Raw genomic sequence first — 19,635 nt, 5'->3', positions numbered from 1 at the left:
GAGTACCCGCCATGATGCTGAAACTTGCCCACAGAGACCTGCACAGCCTGCCCGACGCGGCGGGCGTGCAGATCCGTTGCCAGAGCGGCAGCATCTGGGTCACGCTGGACCACGACACGCGCGACATCGTGCTCGACCCGGGCCAGAGTTTTTCCACGCCGGAGCACCGGCGGGCCATCATCTTCGCGCTGGAGCCGGCCCGCGTGAGCCTGGAAGATCCCCGCGACGGCAGGGTGGTCGGTGCCGGGGTGCCCCAACGCACGAATCCCACACCGCACCTGCAGACACCGCCAGCCACTGCTGGCGCTTGAACGGTCGGGTTGCAAAGACCCGGATCGCAGAGGTGGGGCAGGGCGCCTTTTCTGACCCGGAACTCGCGTTCAGGACAGCGCAGCCCAGGCGGACGACACCTCGGGGCTTCGCTGTCGGATCACCTGCCTGGCGACCTCGGCCAGCAGCGAGGCCCTGCCCAGGCCCGTAACGGCGATCACGCGGGCGGGGCTGCCCCGTCCAGCCGCGAACTGAACCTCCACCATGCCGGCCGCCTCCAGCACCCGCAGCATGTCCACCTCCGCTTCATCGTCCACCTCGAACGGAAGCATCTCGGCAGCGATCACTTTCAGGTATTCCATCGGCATAGAACCCCCGGCGTATTTGGTGACAGCGCATTCTGAACCGCCGGCTCCACAGGGAGGGCAACCATTCGCAACAGCCCTGGGGCGGGAGGGGTTTCGATGCAGTGCAGCACCCAAAAGAAAGCCCGCACGGAGCGGGCTTTCTGCTTGCCCTGGGGCAAGTGGGGGATGTGTCGACTGCGGTATCGACAAGCCCATGGTAAGCGGGAGCGTGGGAAGGGGGTGTAGGACGGTGGCGCAAAGCCGCGCACCGCACGGGTCACAGGGCCCAGGGGGGTGGCACCTCCTGGGCAAGCAGCGCTCCCGCCAGGGTCATCTCGTCACGGTCCCCCTGGCTGTGGCGCATGAAAGCCGGCAGGTCCGCGGCCAGGCGTGCAAAAAATGCATTGCGGTTGAAGGCCGTGCCTTCCAGCACGCGCCCGGTTTCCTCGAGCACGCGCCGGGCACCGCTCTCCACGGCCCTGCGCGCGCGCAGCGCCACCACCATGGCCGCATCGCCAGGATGGGCATCGATCCAGGCCGCGCAGTCGCGCAGTACGGCGGCGGTACTGCTCAGAACCACATCCACCCTGCCCAGGGCGGCAGCGCGCATGGCATGCAGCGGGTGGGTGGGTGGGCACTGCTGCACTGCAGCAAACAGCACATGGGCCACGGACCGAACGCCCCCATGCCAGCACGCGGCGACGCCAGCCCCGCCATGCCAGTAGCCGCAGCGCCGCATGAAATCGCCTGGGGAGCCGAGCAATGTCGCGGGGGTATTTTGGAAAGTCACGTCTGCACTGCCGGTATCGGCCATGCCCACGGCATGCCAATCGTTGGTATGGATGCCCACGCTGGGATGGTCCAGCTCCACCGCCATGAGTTGCGGTTGCTGCCCTGGAAGCCAGGCGGTGATCAAGGCGTGGCTGGCACCCAAGGCGCCAACACAGGAGGCCTTGGAGCCTGACAGCACGACCCCCGCAGCGCCCCGGTCCACAGCTTCCAGCCGGCGCCCCGGCGACTCGGCTGCCCACATGGCCCAGACCGCCCCAGGGATCCGCTGCTCGCTGCCGAGCTCGCGCAGGATGGCCAGTGCGTCGGTGTGGCTTTCGTACAGCCTGGCCAGGGACAGATCGTGGCTGGCCACCAGGCTCAGCGCCTGCCAGCGCTCCAGTGTGCGGCCCGTGCCAGGCTGGGGCAGATCGGCCAAGCCGTTGTCCACCAGGTGCCGCAACTGCCGGATCACCGGGGCAGAACCCATCGACGCAAGCGCGCCCGGCAAAGCCTGGGCGGTGCTGAAAAGGTTTTGCGGAACGGTCATCATGGCGGCACCTCTTGGCCAAAAGGGCCTGGCTGCGGGCAGCCGCAGTGGCAGGGATGACGCATCGTACGGATTGACCGGTTCCAGCCTTGTAGGAAGATGCAGATACGGCGCATAGGCGCCGGGAGCAATCGTTATCCGATTGAATCAGTCCACGACCACCCCGGCATCGCGGATGACCTTGGCCCACTTCGTGGTTTCGCTGGCGATGAAGGCATCGCACTCCTGCGGGGTGGAGCCCTCGGCAAACGTACCCATGCTCTGCTCCAGGCGGCGCGCCACCTCGGGGCTGCGGATGATGCGCGCGACCTCGGCAGACATGCGCTGCACGATCTCGCGCGGCACACCCGCCGGTGCCAGCATGGCGGCCCAGGTGCTGCCGACGATGCCGGGATAGCCTTGCTCGGCGAAGGTCGGGACGTCCGGCAGCGCCGGCACGCGCTTGTCGCTGGCCACGCCGATCAGGCGGATCTTGCCGGCCTTGGCGGGCTGGATCAGGTTGGGGGGGGGATCGAGGAACAGCGGGATCTGCCCGCCCATGAGGTCGGCCAGCGCCGGGGATGCCCCTTTGTAGGGCACATGCACCATGTCCACCTTGGTGACCAGGCGCATGAGCTCGGAAGTCAGGTGCGCAGCCGAACCGGCCCCCGACGAGGCGAAGCTCAGCTTGCCCGGGTTGGCGCGCCCGTAGGCCACGAGCTCTGCCGTGGTCTTGAACGGGGCATTCGTGGCGACGGCGGCCACCAGCGGCGAAATCCCCATGAGGGATACGCCCACCAGGTCCTTCTTCGGGTCGTAGGGCAGCTTGGGGTACAGCGTGGTGTTGGCCGCATAGGCGGCGATCACCACGGCGAAGGTATGTCCGTCGGGGGCGGCCTTGGCGACGGCATCCACGCCGATGATGCTGTTGGCCCCCGGCTTGTTGTCGATCACGACGGGTTGCCCTAGCGCCTGCTGCAGCCCGACCTGCAGCAGGCGCGCCATCTGGTCGGTGAAGCCGCCCGCGGTGTAGGGCACGACGATGCGGATCGGCTTGCTGGGCCACGCTGTGTTGGCCCAGGCGGGTGCCGCAGTGGCGGCGATGCCGGCCGTGGCGGCTGCCAGCAGTCGGCGGCGGTTGAGGGGTTGGTTGTTGTGCATGCTTGTCTCCTGAAATGGTGAAATGTCGTTCCGGTTGCGCTTTACAGCGCCTTGACCAGCTCCGGCACAGCGGTAAACAAGTCCGCCTCCAGCCCATAGTCCGCCACGCTGAAGATCGGCGCCTCGGCATCCTTGTTGATCGCCACGATCACCTTGGAGTCCTTCATTCCCGCCAGATGCTGGATGGCCCCCGAGATACCCGCCGCGATGTACAGCTGCGGCGCCACGATCTTGCCCGTCTGGCCCACTTGCCAGTCGTTCGGTGCGTAACCCGCATCCACCGCAGCGCGGCTGGCTCCCAGGGCAGCACCGAGCTTGTCGGCCAGCGGGGTCATCACTTCGTCGAACTTTTCCTTGCTGCCCAGGGCCCGGCCACCGGAGACGATGATCTTGGCGGCGGTGAGTTCGGGGCGGTCGCTCTTGGCGATCTCGCTGCCCATGAAGACGCTCTTGCCGGTATCGGTGGTCGCTGCTGCGGTTTCTGTTGCTGCGCTGCCACCGGTGGCGGCTGCCGGGTCGAAGCCCGTGGTGCGCACGGTGATGACCCTGGTGGCGTCGCTGCTCTGCACGGTGGCAATGGCGTTGCCGGCGTAGATGGGGCGCTCGAAGGTGTCGGGGGAGACCACCTTGGTGATGTCGCTGATCTGCGCAACATCGAGCTTGGCGGCCACGCGGGGCGCCACGTTCTTGCCGCTGGCGGTGGCGGGGAACAGGATGTGGCTGTAGTTGGATGCGATCGCGAGGACTTGCGCGGCCACGTTCTCGGCCAGACCGTGTTCCAGGCCAGGGGCATCGGCGTGGATGACCTTGGCCACTCCGGCGATCTGGCCGGCAGCGGCTGCAGCACCACCGGCATTGTGGCCGGCGATCAGCACGTGGACGTCGCCACCGCAGGCCGCTGCGGCGGTCACGGTGTTGAGCGTTGCGCCCTTGACGCTTGCGTTGTCGTGTTCAGCAATAACGAGTACCGACATTCAGATCACCTTCGCTTCGTTCTTGAGTTTCTCGACCAGGGCGGCGACATCGGCCACCTTGACGCCGGCGCCGCGCTTGGCGGGTTCGGTGACCTTGAGGGTCTTCAGGCGCGGAGTGACATCCACTCCCAGGTCTTCGGGCTTGAGGGTATCGAGCTGCTTTTTCTTGGCCTTCATGATGTTGGGCAAGGTGACGTAGCGCGGCTCGTTCAGGCGCAGGTCGGTGGTGATGACGGCGGGCAGGGTCAGGGCCAGGGTTTCCAGGCCGCCGTCGACTTCGCGGGTCACGCTGACCTTGTCGGCGGAGAGTTCGATCTTGCTGGCGAAGGTGGCCTGGGGCAGGTCGGCCAGGGCGGCGAGCATCTGGCCGGTCTGGTTGGCGTCGTCGTCGATGGCCTGCTTGCCCAGGATCACGAGGCCTGGCTGCTCTTTGTCGACCAGGGCTTTGAGGATCTTGGCCACGGCCAGGGGTTGCAGTTCGACGTCGGTTTCCACCAGGATGGCGCGGTCGGCGCCAATGGCCATGGCGGTGCGCAGGGTTTCCTGGCACTGGGACACGCCGCAGGAGACGGCGATGACTTCGGTCACCAGGCCTTTTTCTTTCAGGCGCACGGCCTCTTCGACGGCGATTTCGTCAAAGGGGTTCATGCTCATCTTCACGTTGGCGATGTCCACACCCGTTTGGTCCGACTTGACTCGGACTTTGACGTTGTAGTCCACCACGCGCTTGACGGCGACGATTGCTTTCATGGGATTCTTTCGAAGGATGATGGAGAAGCGCTCAGCGGGCCAGGCCCGCCAGGCGTTCGTGGATCAGGGCATGGGCCTCGGCCATGGTCCGGTCGATGAGTTGCTGTACCGTGGGCACGTCGTGGATCAGCCCGGCGACCATGCCACAGGACCAGGCGCCCGCATCCATCTCGCCGCTTTGCATGATGCGCGGGTAGACACCGGCCACTTCGGGCAGGATGTCCTCAAAGGTGATGGCGGAGCCCAGCTCGCGCTCCTTGAGCAGCAGGCGCTCCACGGCCGCGTTGCTCAGCACCCGTTCGGTGTTGCGCAGCGGGCGCATGACCAGGCGCGTGTCGAGCTCGCTGGCCGCGACGATGGCGCGCTTGACGTTCTCGTGCACTGGCGCCTCCTGTGTGGCAATGAAGCGCGTGCCCATGTTCATGCCCTCGGCGCCCAGCGCCAGCGCGGCCACGAGCGAGCGGCCATCTGCCATGCCGCCCGATGCAACGAAGGGGATGCTCAGCTCTTCGGCGGCCCGTGGCAGCAGGATGAAGTTGGGCACATCGTCTTCGCCCGGGTGGCCGCCGCACTCGAAACCGTCGACGCTGATCGCATCGCAGCCGATGGCCTGGGCCTTGAGCGCATGGCGCACCGAAGTGCACTTGTGGATGACCTTGATGCCGGCCTCCTTGAGTGCCGGCAGCCATTTCTGCGGGTTGTTGCCCGCGGTTTCGACCACCTTCACACCACCGTCGATGATGGCCTTCACGTAGCCCGGGTAGTCGGGCGGGTTGACCGAGGGCAAAAAGGTGAGGTTCACGCCGAAGGGCTTGTCGGTCATGGCGCGGCAGCGCGCGATCTCGCGGGCCAGCAGCTCGGGCGTGCGCTGGGTCAGCCCCGTGACCATGCCCAGGCCGCCCGCGTTCGAAACTGCCGATGCCAGCTCGGCCAGGCCCACATGGTGCATGCCGCCCTGGATGATGGGGTGTTCGATGCCGAAGAGTTCGGTGATGCGTGTCTTCATGGCGGCGTCACTCCGAGGCGATGGACTTGTCGCGGATCAACTGGCCCCACTTGGCATAGTCCTGCTGCAGGTGCTGGCCCATCTGCGCCGGGTCCTGGAAGCGGGCGATGGCCCCCGCGTTCAACAGCTTCTCCTGGATTTCCTTGTCGGCCAGGATCTGCCGGACTTCGCCGGCGATGCGATCCACCACGGCCTTGGGTGTGCTCGCGGGGGCCAGCAGCCCGCCCCAGGACACCGCGTCATAGCCCTTGAAACCCTGCTCGGCGATGGTCGGCACATCGGGCAGCATGGCCACGCGCTGGGGCGACCCCACGGCGATGGCGCGCAGCTTGCCGGCCTTGATGTGGGGCAGGGCGGCCACCAGGTCGGCATACATTACCGGCACCTGGCCGCCGATGGTGTCGGTGATGGCCGGCACACCGCCCTTGTAGGGCACGTGCTGCATGTCGAAGCCGCCCATCTGCTTGAGCAGCTCCATGCTCAGGTGGCCGAAGCTGCCCGCGCCGGAGCTGGTGTAGTTGAGCGGGGTCTTCTGCGCCTTGGCGTTGGCGATGAGCTTGCGCAGGTCGGTCACGTCCGGCAGTTGCGTGGGGTTGACCACCACGACGATGGGCAGGTCGTACACCGTGGCCACCGGGGCGAAGTCCTTCACCGTGTCGTAGCCTGCCTTCTTGTACAGGTGGGGCGCCAGCAGCGTGGGGGTGGCCAGCATCATCAGCGTGTAGCCGTCGGGTTCGGCCTTCATCACCTGCAGCGCGGCGATGGAGCCCGAGGCGCCGGGGCGGTTTTCCACCACCACGGCCTGCTTGAGGCGCTCGGCCAGCTTCTGCCCGACGATGCGCGAGGCCGTGTCGGTCGGGCCGCCCGCCGGGAAGGGCACGATCAGCTTGATGAGGCTGGCGGGCCAGGCGTCCTTGGCGCTCTGGGCCAGGCTGGTGCCCAGCAGGCCCGTGCTGCCCAGTGCGGCCAGGCTTTGCAGGGCGGTGCGGCGGTTGAAATGCGTTGTCATGGTGTCGTCTCCGGGGTCTGTGATATCAGTAGGCAAAGGTTCAGGCTGTCGGCGGAGCCTCGGGCAGGGTCAGCACGCCGCGCTGCTGCAACTGCTGCAGTTGCTCGTCACCCAGGGAGAGCAGGCGTTGCAGCACCTCGCGCGTGCCTTCGCCCAGCGTGGGCGGGGCGTTGCGCACGGGCAGGCGCTGCCCGTCCAGGCGGTAGGGCGGTGCGAACACGGGCGTGGTGCCGGTCACGGGGTGGGGCATGTCCTGCACCAGGCCGCTCGCGCGCGTGCGCTCGCTGGTCAGGGCCTCGTGCAGGCCCGCAACCCGGCCGCAGGGGATGCCGGCCGCCGTCATGCGTTCGAGCAGCACGTCGCGGCCGAGCGAGCGGATCATGGCGTTGAGCAGCGGCACCAGTGCCGGGCGGTTCCTGGCGCGCTCCACATTGGTGGCAAAGCGCGGGTCTTCGACGATGTCCGGCCGCTCGATGACCTGGCGGCAGAACTTGTCGAACTGCGCGTTGTTGCCCACCGCGATGATCAGCGGGCCGTCCGCCGCCTCGAACATGCCATAAGGAACGATCGAGGGATGGGCATTGCCGTAGCGCGCCGGATCGCGGCCCAGCTGCAGCGCGTCGAGCCCGTAGTAGCCCGTGACCATGATGCCGCAGTCGTACAGCGCCATCTCGATGAGCCGGCCCTTGCCCGTGCGCTCGCGGCGGAACAGGGCCGCCAGCACGGCCTGGGCGGCATGCATGCCGGTCACCAGGTCCACCACCGCCACGCCGAACTTCAGGGGCGGCTGCTCGGCTTCGCCGTTCAGCGCCATGAGGCCGGCCTCGCCCTGGATCACCAGGTCGTAGCCGGGGCGTTTGGCCTCGGGGCCGCTTGCGTCGTAGCCGGCCACGGCGCAGTAGATGAGGTCGGGCCGGATGGCCTTGAGCTGTTCGTAGCCCAGGCCCAGCTTCTCGGCGCCGCCGGTCTTGAAGTTGTGGATCACCACGTCACACTGCGGCAGCAGGTCGTGCACGATCTGCAGGCCCTCGGGGCTTTGCAGGTCCAGCGTGATGGACCGCTTGTTGCGGTTCATGCTGTTGTAGTAGGTGGTCTCGGTCTTGCCGATGCGCATGCCCCAGTCGCGCGTGTCGTCGCCGCGGCCCGGGTGCTCGACCTTGATGACCTCGGCGCCGAAGTCGGCCAGCACCTGGCCGCACAGCGGCCCGGCGAAGACGCGCGACAGGTCCAGCACGCGCACGCCTTCGAGGGGCAGGTCGATTTCCTGGGACGGTTCTTGGGTGGTCATGGTTCAGTCTCCTTGGGGGTGTCCCGGAAAATTCAGGCCCGGTATCAGCTGTGCTGGCCCAGGGCCATGTAGCGCGCCAGGTGGTGGTCTTCGTCGCCAAGCTGGTGGTCGATCATCACCAGCCGCTTGGCATAGTGCGACAGCGGCAGCTCCCAGGTCATGCCGATGCCGCCGTGCATCTGGATGCTCTCTTCGGACACCAGGGTGCCGATGCGGCCGATGGTGAACTTGGCGGCCGACAGCGCCCGTTCGCGCGCCACGCGCTCGCCGTCCATGGCCGCAGCGGCGTTGATGACGGCAGAGCGCGCTTGCTCCACTTCCAGCAGCAGGTCGGCCATGCGGTGCTGCAGCGCCTGGAAGCTGCCGATCGGCACGCCGAACTGCTTGCGCGTCTGCAGGTACTCGAGCGTATCCTTCTTGGCCACTTCCATGGCGCCCAGTGCTTCGGCGCACAGTGCCAGTACGCCCCAGCCCACGGCCAGCTCCAGCGTGGCAAAGCCCTGGCCCTCGGCGCCCAGCAGGGCGTCGGCGCCCAATTGCACTTGGTCGAAGCTGAAGTCTGCGGCGCCCCCGCCGTCGATGCGGCCGTAGCTGCGGCGCGCCACGCCCGGCGCATCGGCGGGCACGAGGAACAGCGAAATGCCGTCCTCGCTGTCCACCGCGCCCGCAGTGCGGGCCGACACCAGCAGCAGTTGCGCCTCTCCACCCTGCAGCACCACGGCCTTGGCGCCCGAGAGTGCCCAGCCCTGCTTGTTGCGCACCGCCTGCGTGGCCACGCGTGCCAGCTCGTAGTGGCTGCCCGGCTCATCATGCGCCAGCGCGGCCACGGTGCTGCCGTCGATCAGGCTGGCGATGCGCTCCTTCTGCGCGACCGTGCCGGCAGCGCCCAGGGCGCGGCCAACCACCAGGGCACCCAGAAAGGGCTCGACCACCAAGCCACGGCCCAGGGCCTCGAAGACCACGGCGATATCGAAGCCGGCACCGCCAAAGCCGCCATCGGCCTCGTGGAAGAGGGCGCCGATGGCGCCCAGTTCGGCAAACTGGCTCCACAGGGCGCCCGACATGCCGGTCGCGCCATAGGCAATGGCGTTGCGGGTCTCCATGGGGCACTGCCCGGCCACAAAGCGGTCCAGCGTGTCCGCCAGCATGCGGCGGTCTTCGGTGTGTTCAAAGTTCATCGCATCAGCCTCACAGGCCCAGGATCATCTTGGAGATGATGTTCTTTTGGATTTCATTGGAGCCGCCGAAGATCGACAGCTTGCGGTAGTTGAAGTAGTTCGCCGCCACCGTGGCCGCCTCGGCGGGGCCTGCGGATGCGTCGGCCAGGTCCTGGTACTGCGCCTCCTCGATGTAGGGCAGGGCATCGGGGCCCATGGCGCGGCGTATCAGCGACAGGATCTCCTGGCGGATCTCGGTGCCGCGGATCTTGAGCATGGAGCTTTCGGCCCCCGGCACGCCGCCGCCGGCCACGGCGGCGATCACGCGCAGGTTGGTGGTCTTCATGTTCTCGAGGTCGATCTCGACTTTGGCCATGCGGGTGGCGAACTGCGGGTCCTGGGCCAGCGGGCGGCCATTGCGCTGCACCTTGGCGGCGATGACCTTGAGCTTTTCAAGCGCGGCCACCGAGAAGCCCACGCCGGCGATGCCGGTGCGCTCGTAGGTCAGCAGGTACTTGGCGTAGGTCCAGCCCTTGTTCTCCTCGCCCACCAGGTTCTCGGCCGGCACGCGCACGTCGGTGAAGAACACCTCGTTGACCTCGCTGTCGCCATCGAGCGTGCGGATGGGGCGCACCTGCACGCCCGGGGTGTTCATGTCCACCAGCAGAAAGCTGATGGCCGCCTGGGCCTTGGCCTCGCGGTCGGTGCGCACCAGGCAGAAGATCATGTTGGCGTGCTGGCCCTGGGTGGTCCAGGTCTTCTGGCCATTGACGATGTAGTGCTCGCCCTCGCCATCCGATCCGCGCACGGCCGTGGTCTTGACCGAGGCCAGGTCCGAGCCCGCGCCCGGCTCGGAGTAGCCCTGGCACCACCAGTCGGCACCGCTCAGGATGCGCGGCAGCCAGTACTGCTTTTGCGCCTCGTTGCCGTATTTGATCAACACCGGGCCCAGCATGTTGAGCCCGAAGGGCACGATGCGCGGCCCGCCCGCGACAGCGCACTCGGTGTCGAAGATGAACTTCTGCACCGCGCCCCAGCCGGGGCCTCCGTACTGCGCGGGCCAATGGTTGGCCAGCCAGCCGCGCGCGTTGAGGATGGCATGCCACTCCTCCTGGTCGGCCTTGGTCAGGCGCTGCCCGGCCTTGACCTTGTGCGCCAGGGCCGCAGGCAGTTGGTCTTTCAGAAAGGCCTGCACTTCTGCGCGGAAGGCCTGCTCTTCAGGGGTGAATTGGAGATCCATATCGTGCCTTGCTTCAGAAAATCTCGAACAGCCCGGCGGCGCCCATGCCACCGGCGATGCACATGGTCACCACGCCCCATTTGGCCTTGCGGCGCCGGCCTTCGAGCAGGATGTGGCCGGCCAGGCGCGCACCCGTCATGCCGAAGGGGTGGCCGATGGAGATGGCGCCACCGTTGACGTTCAGCCGCTCCATGGGGATGCCCAGACGCCGCTGGCAGTAAAGGGCCTGCGATGCGAAGGCCTCATTGAGCTCCCACAGGCCGATGTCCTCGACGTTCAGGCCATGGCGCGCCAGCAGCTTGGGCACGGCGAACACCGGGCCGATGCCCATTTCATCGGGCTCGCAGCCGGCCACGGCCATGCCGCGAAAGGCGCCCAGCGGCTGCAGGCCCAAACGCTCCGCTTCCTTGGCCTCCATCAGCACGCAGGCCGACGAGCCGTCCGACAATTGCGAGGCGTTGCCGGCCGTGACGAACTGGCCGGCTCCCTTGACGGGCTCGAGCGCCAGCAGGCCTTCGAGCGTGGTGCCGGGGCGGTTGCACGTGTCGCGCGTGGCGACCACCTCGCGGTGCGTGACCTCGCCGGTGTCCTTGTTCTTTTCGGCCATGCGCGTGGCGCAGGGGATGATTTCACCGTCGAACAGGCCAGCAGCCTGCGCGGCCGCCGTGCGCTGCTGGCTTTGCAGCGAGAAGGCGTCCTGGTCCTCGCGCGAGATGCCGTAGCGCTGGGCCACCACGTCGGCGGTGTCGATCATGGCCATGTACAGGGCCGGCTTGTGCTCCACCAGCCAGGGGTCCATGTCGGTGGGCAGGTTGTTGCCGGGGCGCATGCCCGAGATGGTTTCCACCCCACCGGCAAGCATCGCCGGCACGCCTTCGGCCACGATGCGCCCGGCCGCGATGGCGATGGACTGCAGGCCCGAGGCGCAAAAGCGGGTGACCGTGGTGCCCGCCACCGACAGCGGCAGCCCGGCGCGCAGCACGGTCTGGCGGCCCAGGTTGCGGCCCTGGAAGCCATCGGGGTTGCCGCAGCCCAGGATGAAGTCTTCGAACATCTCGGGGTCCACGCCCGAACGCTCGACGGCTGCCGTGACGGAGAACGCGGCCAGCTGGGCGGCCGGCGTGGCATTGAATTCGCCGCGGTGCGACTTGGCCAGCGGGGTGCGGGCGGTGGAAACGATGACGGCTTCGCGCATGGTGGGTGTCTCCTGGTTCAGGCGGGTTGGTTCAGGCTGTCGAAATTGCGGCCCTCGGCCACGAGCTGTTCCAGCAAGGCAGCAGGCCTCCAGAACAAGGGGTCGTCCTTGGCGAATTCGCGGATGTCGGCGAGCACTTTGTCGAGGCCCTGCATGTCCGCCCACTTCATGGGGCCGCCGCGAAAGCGCGGAAAGCCATAGCCGGACAGGAAGGTCACGTCCACATCCAGCGGGCGCAGGGCGATGCCCTCGGCCACCACCTTGGCGCCTTCGTTCACCATGGCGGCCATGTAGCGGCGCATGATCTCGTCAGCGCTGAACGGGCGCGGCACCACGCACTTCCTGGCGCGCTCGGCATCGATGATGGCCAGCACTTCGGGGTCGCTCTGGCCCACGCGGGCGCCGTTGGGGTAGAGGTAAAAGCCCCGGCCGGTCTTCTGGCCGAACCAGCCGCGCTCGCAGATGCAGTCGGCGATCTCCACATAGCGTGCCTTGGGGTCGCGCGTGGCGGCGCGGCGCTTGCGCGTGGCCCAGCCGATGTCGCCACCGGCCAGGTCGGTCACCTGGAAGGGTCCCATGGGGTAACCGAAGGCGCGCACGGCCGCGTCGATCTCGTACGGACTGGCGCCGTCTTCCATGAGGTAGTCGGCCGCCTGCTTGTACACGGCCAGGATGCGATTGCCGATGAAGCCATCGCACACGCCGGCACGCACCGGCACCTTCTTGAGCCGCTTGGCCAGCTCGAAGGCAGTGGACACCACGTCGGCGCTGACCTGGGCGGGTACCACGATCTCCAGCAGCTTCATGATGTTGGCGGGGCTGAAGAAGTGCAGGCCGATCACGTCGCCCGGGCGGGCGGTGGCCGCCGCAATGGCGTCGATGTCGAGGTAGGAGGTGTTGGTGGCCAGCACGGCGCCGGGCTTGCAGACGCGGTCGAGCTCGCGGAACACGGCCTTCTTGACCTCGATGTCCTCGAAAACCGCCTCGATCACCAGGTCGGCGCTGGCAATGTCCTCGTAGCGCGTGCTGCCGGAGTAGCGCGCCAGGGTGGCGACCTTGGCCTCGGCGCTCATGCGGCCCTTGGCCACCAGGGCGTCGTAGACCTTTTCCACATGGGCCCGGCCGCGCGCAATAGACTCCGCGTCGCGCTCGATCATGGTCACGGGCAGGCCGGCGTCCAGCGCCGAGACGGTGATGCCGGCGCCCATGGTGCCGCCGCCGATCACTGCGATGGAGGTGATGGGGCGCGGCGCGGCGGCCTTGGCCTCGGGCACCTTGGCGACTTCGCGCTCGGCAAAGAAGGCGTGGATCAGGCCGGCGCGCTGCGGGCTTTCCAGGCAAGCCATGAATTGGGCGCGCTCGAACTGCATGCCCTGGTCAAAAGGCAGGTCCAGCGCGGCCTGCACGCAGTCGATGATCTTCAGCGGCGAGAACAGGCCGCGCGCAGCCTTGGCGGTTTCGGCCTTGAGCACATCGAGTTCGGCCTGGGCGGCGGCCTTGTCGGCCAGGCGGCCGGGCTGGGCGCTGATGGGGCGCACAGGCGCCTGGCGTGCCAGCAGCTCGTTCACATAGACCAGCCCGGCGGCGACAGGGTCGTCGCCCTCGGCCACCACGTCCACCAGGCCAGCGGCCAGGGCCGCCTGGGCACCCAGATGCTTGCCGCTGAGCATGAGTTCGGTAGCGGCCTTCACGCCCATGAGGCGCGGCGCGCGCTGCGTGCCGCCGGAGCCGGGCAGCAGGCCCAGCAATACTTCGGGCAAGCCCAGTTGTGCGCCTGGCAGCGCCAGGCGGTAGTGGGCCGACAGGGCCACTTCCAGCCCCCCGCCCAGCGCCGCGCCATGGATGGCGGCCACCACCGGCTTGGTGCAGGCTTCGATGCGCTGGCAGACCTCGGGCAGGGCCGGTGGCACGGGCGGTTTGCCGAACTCGCGGATGTCGGCCCCGGCGATGAAGGCGCGGCCTTCGCCGACGATCAGCACCGCCCGGATGGCGGCATCGGCCTCGGCCGCTGCGATCGCAGCCAGCAAGCCCTGGCGCACCGCCGCCCCCAGGGCATTCACCGGCGGGTTGTCCACGCTGACCAGCAGCACCGCCTCTTGCGAGGTCCACCGAACGACAGAAGCAGGGGCTTGAAGGGTCACGCGCATGTCTCCTCTATGGTTTCTTGGAAAACCGGGATTCTTGCGGTGACAATGATTTATAACAATCCCCGCTGGAATTGACAGACTGTCAAAACATTTGAAACAATCGCCCCCATGGATTCCCATTCTCTGGCCTTGCTGGTCGAAATCATTGACTGCGGCAACCTGAGCCAGGCCGCGCGCAAGCTCAAGGTGTCCCGCGCCAATGTCAGCTACCACCTGACCCAGCTCGAAAAGTCCGTGGGCGTGCAACTGGTGCGGCGCACCACCCGCCGGGTGGAACCGACCGAGGTGGGGCTGCGCCTGTACGAGCACGGCCGCAGCATCCAGAACGAGATGCTGGCGGCGCGCGAGACCATTGCCACCCTGGGGCAGGGCCTGCAGGGGCGCGTGGGCATCAGCGTGCCCAGCGGCTACGGGCAGATCGTGATGAGCGACTGGCTGATCGAGTTCAAGCGCCTGTACCCGGGCATCGTGCTCGACGTGCTGTTCGAAAACCGCGCCGACAACCTGCGCGACGAGGTGGACATCGCCATCCGCGTGATCCAGGAGCCGCCGCTGTCCCTGGTGGCACGCAGCCTGGGCACAGTGCGCTACATCGCCTGCGCCTCGCGCGCATTTGCCCAGGAGCACGGCCTGCCGCAGACGCTGCTGGAGCTGCGCAGCGCGCCGCTGATCACCGCTGGCGTGACGGGTCGCCAGCTGCGCCTGAGTGCCTACCAGGGCGAAGAGCGCCAGGAGCTGCTGCTGGAGCCCACGCTGATCTCGGAGCATTTTCCGTTTCTGCGCCAGGGCATTCTCGCGGGCCTGGGCGTGGGCCTGGTGCCCGACTACGTGGTGAAGGACGCCATCGAATCCGGCGAGGTGCTGAGCACGCTGGACGACTACCGCCTGAGCATCTTCGGCACCCGCATGCACCTTTTGTACATGCCCAACCGCCACCAGACGCGGGCGGTGCGCCTGTGCATCGAATTTCTGCTCGACAAGGCGCGGGCCGCGCAAGGGGAAGAGGGGGAGGGCGCATGAATACCACCAAGGCAACGCCATTTTCTGGCTTCGACCTGTCCGGTTTCTGGGAAGACAGCGCCTATGCGCGCAAGGAGTATATGGAGCCAGCGCCCACGCCAGAAACCATTGCCGCCGTCGAGGCGGAGTTGGGCTACCGCCTGCCGGCCAGCTACATCGCGCTCATGCAGTCGCAAAACGGCGGCATTCCCGCCCGGGGCTGCTTTCCCACCCCAACGCCGACCTCCTGGGCCGAGGACCATGTGGCGATCAGCGCCTTCAAGGGCATTGGCTTTGCACGGCAGTGGAGCCTGTGCGGCGGCCTTGGCAGCCGTTTCAAGATCGAAGAGTGGGACTACCCGGAGATCGGCGTCTACTTCGGCGACTGCCCCTCGGCGGGCCACGACATGATCGCGCTCGACTACCGCGCCTGCGGGCCGTCCGGCGAGCCCGCAGTGGTGCATGTCGACCAGGAAAGCGACTACCGCATCACGCCGCTCGCACCGGATTTCGAAACCTTCGTGCGCGGCCTCGTGCACGAGTCCGAGTACGGGGACGACCCCGAGGACGTGAAGCGCGAGGCCCTGGAGCACGTGCGCAACGCCCCTTTCATCACGCGGCTGCACCGGCTGTGCGAGCAGTGGCCCGACCCGCGCATGCCGGCGGCCATCCGCCGCCTGGCCGAGGCCATCGTGCAGGACAAGGGCTATTTCGCACTGCATGCGGACGCGAACTCGCACCTGCTGTACGCCGCGCAGTTCCTGCTGCTCAGCCACAGCCGGCCGGTGCGGTCGAAAGAAGGGTTCCTGCAGTCCTACCCCGGCGTCATCGCGATGGTGGGCGGTGCGCATTTCGGTACCGGCGGCTGGGCACCGGCGTTCGTGGAGGACTGGTTCCAGGCGCGCGCCGACGCAGGCGAGCTGGTGCAGGCAGAGGGCCACTGGCACTTCAGCGCGGATTTCCGGGCTGCGCTGCTGCTGCAGCTCATCGACGGCGGCCCGGATGGCGCATGATGCGCGCCACACCCCGGGCTGCCTGCCGATGCCGGACCGCATAGACGTCCAACCCGCAGCACCGGCCGAGCCAACCGCCCGCGGCCGGCGAGCATGCGCAGGTGCGGGTCGTCGCCGGCATCAACCCTGGGGGTCTTCTTCCAGCAGCCTGGCCGCCTGGCTGGCGTCCGACACCCGGAAATACCCCAGCAGGCTTGCCACGCTGCGGTGACCCGTCATGGCCATCGTGTCGGCCATGGGGACTTTCTGGGTGGCGGCCTCGGTCACGAACCCGGAGCGCAGCGAATGCGCTGAAAACACCTCGGGCAGCCCGGCCGCCCGGGCACGCTCCTGCACGATGTCGCGCACGGCGGCGGCCGACAGCGCCTCACCCAGCATGCCGCCTTTTCGCACGCGCCTGAAAATGGCCCCTTCGGTGATGCCCGCGGCCGCCAGCCACGCCTGCATTGCTTCGCCCGCCATGCCCTGAATCGGTTTGTGGTTCTCCGGCCGGTCCGAACCGGTCTGGTTGGTCTTGGAGTGGGCCAGGGTGTACACGAACGAGGCGGGCCCGCTGCGCCGCAGGTGCCTGATCTGCGCCGACGCGACCTCCGAGCGCCGCCGACCGCCGCTGGCAAAGGCGAACAGCAGCAGGGCGCGATCACGCAGCCCCTTGAGGGTGGATGCATCGCAGGTCGCCAGGATCGCCATCAGCGGATCCTTGGTCAGTGCATTCTTTTTCTGGGGCATGTCTCCCCGCTTGGCATAGGCGCGGCGGGTCTTCGACAGCAGTTCACGCACCTGGGCGTCCTGGCAGGGGTTCTTCATGTCCCGCACCTGGTGGGCCTTGGACAGCACCGACACGCGGTGCACCAGGGTGCTGAGCGCCATGGGCCCCGGCTTGCCCTTGAAACCCGATTCGACGAGGGCCGCATCGATGGCCTGCGGCAACTCGTGTGCCAGGCCGTCTGCGGTCGTGCGTTGGGCGTGGTCGACGATGAACTGGAGAACCGCACTCGGCGGAAGCGGCAGCGCGATCGGCTGGCCATAGCGCACATGGAACCAGGCCGCCCAATAGCGCAGGGCGGACCGGTAGCTGGCCAGGGTGTTGGCAGACTCGCCTTCGCGCATCAGCTGATCGACCGCAAGCGCGGTCACATCCGAGAGCACGCCAGGTTCGAGCGCGGCATGCGTTTTGAGGGCTGGCAAGCGCATTCACGTTCCTTTAAGCTAATTTTTGCATTTATCGTACATATGATGTATTGTTTACTATCAATATGGCAATTTACTCACGATAAGCATCTATTATCGTGGGTAATTTCAAGAACGGAGTCGGGCGATGCCAATGAAAAGTACAAGGGGCCCGCGCGGCGTGCAGATGGAGGAGGTGTGGGCTGCGGCGGACGCCGTTCTCGCCCTGGGCGAGCGCCCGACCATCGAGCGGGTGCGCCTGCAACTGGGCCGTGGCTCGCCGAATACGGTGGGGCCCATGCTCGATGGGTGGTTTGGCTCGCTGGCCGGACGGCTGCAGGCGCCGGCCGACCCGGCCGAAGGGCCTTCAGATGCAGAGATTCCGTTGCCGGGGCCCGTCATCCGGGCGGCGAAGACCCTGTGGGGAAGGGCGCTGCAGCAGGCTGACGAAAGGGCGGCCGAGCAGTTTGCACAGGCCCGCACCGCGTTGGACGCCCAGGGCGAATCACTGCGCCTTGCGCAGGAAGAGTTGGCCCGGGAACAGCAACGCCTGGATGACCGCAATGAGGCCTATGCCGTGGCCATGCAGGCACGGGATGCGCAGATCGCCGAGCTGGCGCGCCAGGCCCAGGAACTGCAACAGCAATTGCTGGCCTGCCAGCAGTTACTGGATACCGCGCGTTCCGAGGGTACTCAACTGCGGCAAGCGGCGGATGCACAGCGGCGGCGCCAAGAGGCCAAGGACGCAGAACACCAGGCCGAGCGCTCGCGGCTCGAAGAGCGCGCCCAGGCCCAGGAACGCAGGCTCAACGCCGAGGTCGACCGGGCCCGCCAGGAGTCCAGGCGGCTGGCGCTGCAACTGGAAGGCGACGGCAAGAAGGCAGCCAAGGCCCTGGCCGATGCCCTGGACAGGGCCCGGCAGCTCGACACGCACGTGGGCACCCTGCAGATCGAAAAAGCAGGCCTGTCCTTGGAACTGCAATCCGCCCGCGACGAGGTGAAAGGCCTGCAGGCGAAATTTGATGAGCGCAGCAGCGACATGCTCGCCGTGCTCAACGAACTGCGCGACCGGCTCCCCACGACGCTGCCAGCGCCCGCACCGAAAACGAGGGTGCGCAGGAGCAGGAATTAGAACCTGCTCAGGTCTATTTGACGTCCTTGAACTTGTTGGAACACGCCTGCCTGTAGACGCGATCGAAGATCGATTGGCGCCATGCGCCTGCGGCGGTGTCCATGGGGTCCCTCAAGGTCTCGTTGAGGTCATCGACCATAAAACGCCTGAACCCGGTGTACTTGCCCGCGCGATCTTTCGCGTTGATCTCTCCGCACAGCGTGACCTTGGAGTCGCCATGCTCCGAAAGGAACAGCTGGCGGAACTTCGCGCCCTTGGGGTCGGGCAGGTCGTCGAGGATGGCACTTTTGGCCTCGTCCACACTGAAGGATTCCCGGGGCGACTGCGCAGCCGCCGTGGTCGAGACAAGGGCGGCCGCTACGAGCAGCGCTCCTGGAAGGTGACAGGTCAACATGGCCGCATCATATTCGGGCGCGTCCTGGTAGCCGCGCCAGGCGGTCATGCGCCATTGGCACTTGTTTTGTTTAACATAATATACATCGTATCTAGTCGATGAATATTTGGTGCGATTTAACCCCGTTGGCCCCCGCCGTTCGTTTCACCCAGTACCCACAACACTTTGATGGAGCTGCCATGAAACCCATTCTCCCTGCCTTGTTGACGGCGCTGACCGCAGCATTGTCGCTGACCAGCCTGCCGGCCCAGGCCGTTGGCCGCCTGGCCGACGTCACCATTGTGGACCGCGACACCGGTGCCACGCTGCCGGTGCATTACGCCAAGGGCGAATACTGGGTGGCCGGCCGGCCCGGGGCGCGCTACGCCGTCACCGTACGCAACCGCACTGGCGAGCGCGTGCTGGCCGTGCCATCGGTGGATGGCGTGAATGTGCTCAGTGGCGAAACCGCCGCCTGGGACCAGCGCGGCTATGTGTTTTCGGCCTACGAGCGCTACCAGATCACGGGCTGGCGCAAGAGCAGCAGCGAGGTCGCGGCCTTCGAGTTCTCCAGCGTGGCCAACTCCTATGCCGGCCGTACGGGCCGGCCAGCCCATGTGGGCGTGATCGGCGTGGCGCTGTTCCGCGAGCAGCAGCCCGTGCCTGCACCCGTGGTCATCCCCGAGCCCTACAGCCAGCGCCGCGACAGCAGCAATGACAGCGCCGGCCTGGGGCGCCTGCGCGAGGAGCCGGCGGCACCTGCTGCTGCAGCCGCCGCCCCGGCGCCGGAGGCCGAGTCCTCGGCACGCGCGCAGGTCGCGGGCAGCCTGGCGAGGGCACCAGCGCCATCGGCCAAGCTGGGCACGGCGCATGGCCAGCGCGAGACTTCCGTGGTCTCGCACACCAGCTTCACGCGCCTGCAGGAGCGCCCCAACGAAGTCATCAGCATCCGCTACGACAGCCGCGAGAACCTGGTGGCCTACGGCGTGATCCGCGAGCAACCGGTGCGCCCGCCAGTCCCGCGCGCCTTCCCGCAATCGGACAACGTGTCCTATGTACCCGACCCCAGGTGATGGACTCCGGCGAAGCTTCGCAGGCCTCGCCGGT

General features: G+C 67.4%; 19 protein-coding genes. 5 read left to right on the top strand and 14 right to left on the bottom strand.

The window, feature by feature from the left end:
- Positions 1-11: 11 nt before the first annotated feature.
- On the top strand, positions 12-311 hold the full coding sequence (locus tag U5N23_RS14625; RefSeq protein WP_322593512.1) for a DUF2917 domain-containing protein: 300 nt from the start codon (positions 12-14) through the stop codon (positions 309-311).
- A gap of 69 nt (positions 312-380) precedes the next feature.
- Here the strand turns inward: U5N23_RS14625 and U5N23_RS14620 are convergent, their stop codons facing one another.
- The 12 genes from U5N23_RS14620 to U5N23_RS14565 form a co-directional block, all read right to left on the bottom strand.
- On the bottom strand, positions 381-632 hold the full coding sequence (locus U5N23_RS14620) for a hypothetical protein (RefSeq protein ID WP_322593511.1): 252 nt from the start codon (positions 630-632) through the stop codon (positions 381-383).
- 262 nt (positions 633-894) lie between these two features.
- Positions 895-1,935 carry an acyl-CoA dehydrogenase gene (locus tag U5N23_RS14615; protein ID WP_322593510.1) on the bottom strand — a complete coding sequence of 347 codons (1,041 nt, stop codon included), beginning with the start codon at positions 1,933-1,935 and terminating at the stop codon, positions 895-897.
- A 147-nt stretch (positions 1,936-2,082) separates the two neighbouring features.
- Positions 2,083-3,075, bottom strand: coding sequence for a tripartite tricarboxylate transporter substrate binding protein (locus U5N23_RS14610; RefSeq protein WP_322593509.1), 993 nt, complete (start codon positions 3,073-3,075; stop codon positions 2,083-2,085).
- A gap of 41 nt (positions 3,076-3,116) precedes the next feature.
- Positions 3,117-4,049, bottom strand: coding sequence for an electron transfer flavoprotein subunit alpha/FixB family protein (locus U5N23_RS14605; protein ID WP_322593508.1), 933 nt, complete (start codon positions 4,047-4,049; stop codon positions 3,117-3,119).
- Complete coding sequence (locus U5N23_RS14600; RefSeq protein WP_322593507.1) at positions 4,050-4,799, bottom strand: electron transfer flavoprotein subunit beta/FixA family protein; 750 nt, start codon at positions 4,797-4,799, stop codon at positions 4,050-4,052.
- A gap of 31 nt (positions 4,800-4,830) precedes the next feature.
- Positions 4,831-5,805, bottom strand: a complete 975-nt coding sequence (locus U5N23_RS14595) for a nitronate monooxygenase family protein (protein ID WP_322593506.1) — start codon at positions 5,803-5,805, stop codon at positions 4,831-4,833.
- A gap of 7 nt (positions 5,806-5,812) precedes the next feature.
- Positions 5,813-6,814, bottom strand: a complete 1,002-nt coding sequence (locus U5N23_RS14590) for a tripartite tricarboxylate transporter substrate binding protein (protein WP_322593505.1) — start codon at positions 6,812-6,814, stop codon at positions 5,813-5,815.
- Positions 6,815-6,854: 40 nt separating this feature from the next.
- Positions 6,855-8,102, bottom strand: a complete 1,248-nt coding sequence (locus U5N23_RS14585; protein WP_322593504.1) for a CoA transferase — start codon at positions 8,100-8,102, stop codon at positions 6,855-6,857.
- Positions 8,103-8,146: 44 nt separating this feature from the next.
- Positions 8,147-9,280 (bottom strand): acyl-CoA dehydrogenase family protein, encoded by a 1,134-nt coding sequence (locus U5N23_RS14580; protein WP_322593503.1) that lies wholly within the window; start codon positions 9,278-9,280, stop codon positions 8,147-8,149.
- A 10-nt stretch (positions 9,281-9,290) separates the two neighbouring features.
- On the bottom strand, positions 9,291-10,499 hold the full coding sequence (locus U5N23_RS14575; protein WP_322593502.1) for an acyl-CoA dehydrogenase family protein: 1,209 nt from the start codon (positions 10,497-10,499) through the stop codon (positions 9,291-9,293).
- A gap of 13 nt (positions 10,500-10,512) precedes the next feature.
- Complete coding sequence (locus U5N23_RS14570) at positions 10,513-11,694, bottom strand: acetyl-CoA C-acyltransferase (protein ID WP_322593501.1); 1,182 nt, start codon at positions 11,692-11,694, stop codon at positions 10,513-10,515.
- Between the two features lie 17 nt (positions 11,695-11,711).
- Positions 11,712-13,835 carry a 3-hydroxyacyl-CoA dehydrogenase NAD-binding domain-containing protein gene (locus U5N23_RS14565; protein ID WP_416208611.1) on the bottom strand — a complete coding sequence of 708 codons (2,124 nt, stop codon included), beginning with the start codon at positions 13,833-13,835 and terminating at the stop codon, positions 11,712-11,714.
- 114 nt (positions 13,836-13,949) lie between these two features.
- Between U5N23_RS14565 and U5N23_RS14560 the strand changes: the two genes are divergently transcribed.
- Both U5N23_RS14560 and U5N23_RS14555 read left to right on the top strand, forming a co-directional pair.
- Positions 13,950-14,861 (top strand): LysR family transcriptional regulator, encoded by a 912-nt coding sequence (locus U5N23_RS14560; RefSeq protein WP_322593499.1) that lies wholly within the window; start codon positions 13,950-13,952, stop codon positions 14,859-14,861.
- The gene (locus tag U5N23_RS14555) at positions 14,858-15,853 is read left to right on the top strand and encodes an SMI1/KNR4 family protein (RefSeq protein ID WP_322593498.1); all 996 of its coding nucleotides are present in this window, start codon (positions 14,858-14,860) and stop codon (positions 15,851-15,853) included. The genes U5N23_RS14560 and U5N23_RS14555 overlap by 4 nt, the downstream gene beginning before the upstream one ends.
- A 120-nt stretch (positions 15,854-15,973) precedes the next feature.
- Here U5N23_RS14555 and U5N23_RS14550 read toward each other — a convergent pair whose 3' ends face one another.
- Positions 15,974-17,047, bottom strand: coding sequence for a site-specific integrase (locus U5N23_RS14550; protein WP_322593497.1), 1,074 nt, complete (start codon positions 17,045-17,047; stop codon positions 15,974-15,976).
- A 163-nt stretch (positions 17,048-17,210) separates the two neighbouring features.
- Here U5N23_RS14550 and U5N23_RS14545 point away from each other — a divergent pair, with 163 nt between their 5' ends.
- A complete protein-coding gene (locus U5N23_RS14545; protein WP_322593881.1) occupies positions 17,211-18,155 on the top strand; it encodes a DNA-binding protein in 945 nt (314 codons plus the stop codon).
- A 13-nt stretch (positions 18,156-18,168) separates the two neighbouring features.
- Here the strand turns inward: U5N23_RS14545 and U5N23_RS14540 are convergent, their stop codons facing one another.
- The gene (locus U5N23_RS14540; protein ID WP_322593496.1) at positions 18,169-18,597 is read right to left on the bottom strand and encodes a hypothetical protein; all 429 of its coding nucleotides are present in this window, start codon (positions 18,595-18,597) and stop codon (positions 18,169-18,171) included.
- Between the two features lie 131 nt (positions 18,598-18,728).
- On the opposite strand from U5N23_RS14540, the gene U5N23_RS14535 reads away from it, so the two are divergent.
- The gene (locus U5N23_RS14535) at positions 18,729-19,601 is read left to right on the top strand and encodes a hypothetical protein (RefSeq protein ID WP_322593495.1); all 873 of its coding nucleotides are present in this window, start codon (positions 18,729-18,731) and stop codon (positions 19,599-19,601) included.
- Positions 19,602-19,635: the final 34 nt, after the last annotated feature.

Origin of the sequence: Acidovorax sp. (assembly GCF_034519795.1) — a bacterium.
Lineage (GTDB): Bacteria > Pseudomonadota > Gammaproteobacteria > Burkholderiales > Burkholderiaceae_C > Acidovorax.
Note: the sequence above shows the minus strand (reverse complement) of the source record. Positions and strands in the feature narration are given on the sequence as shown.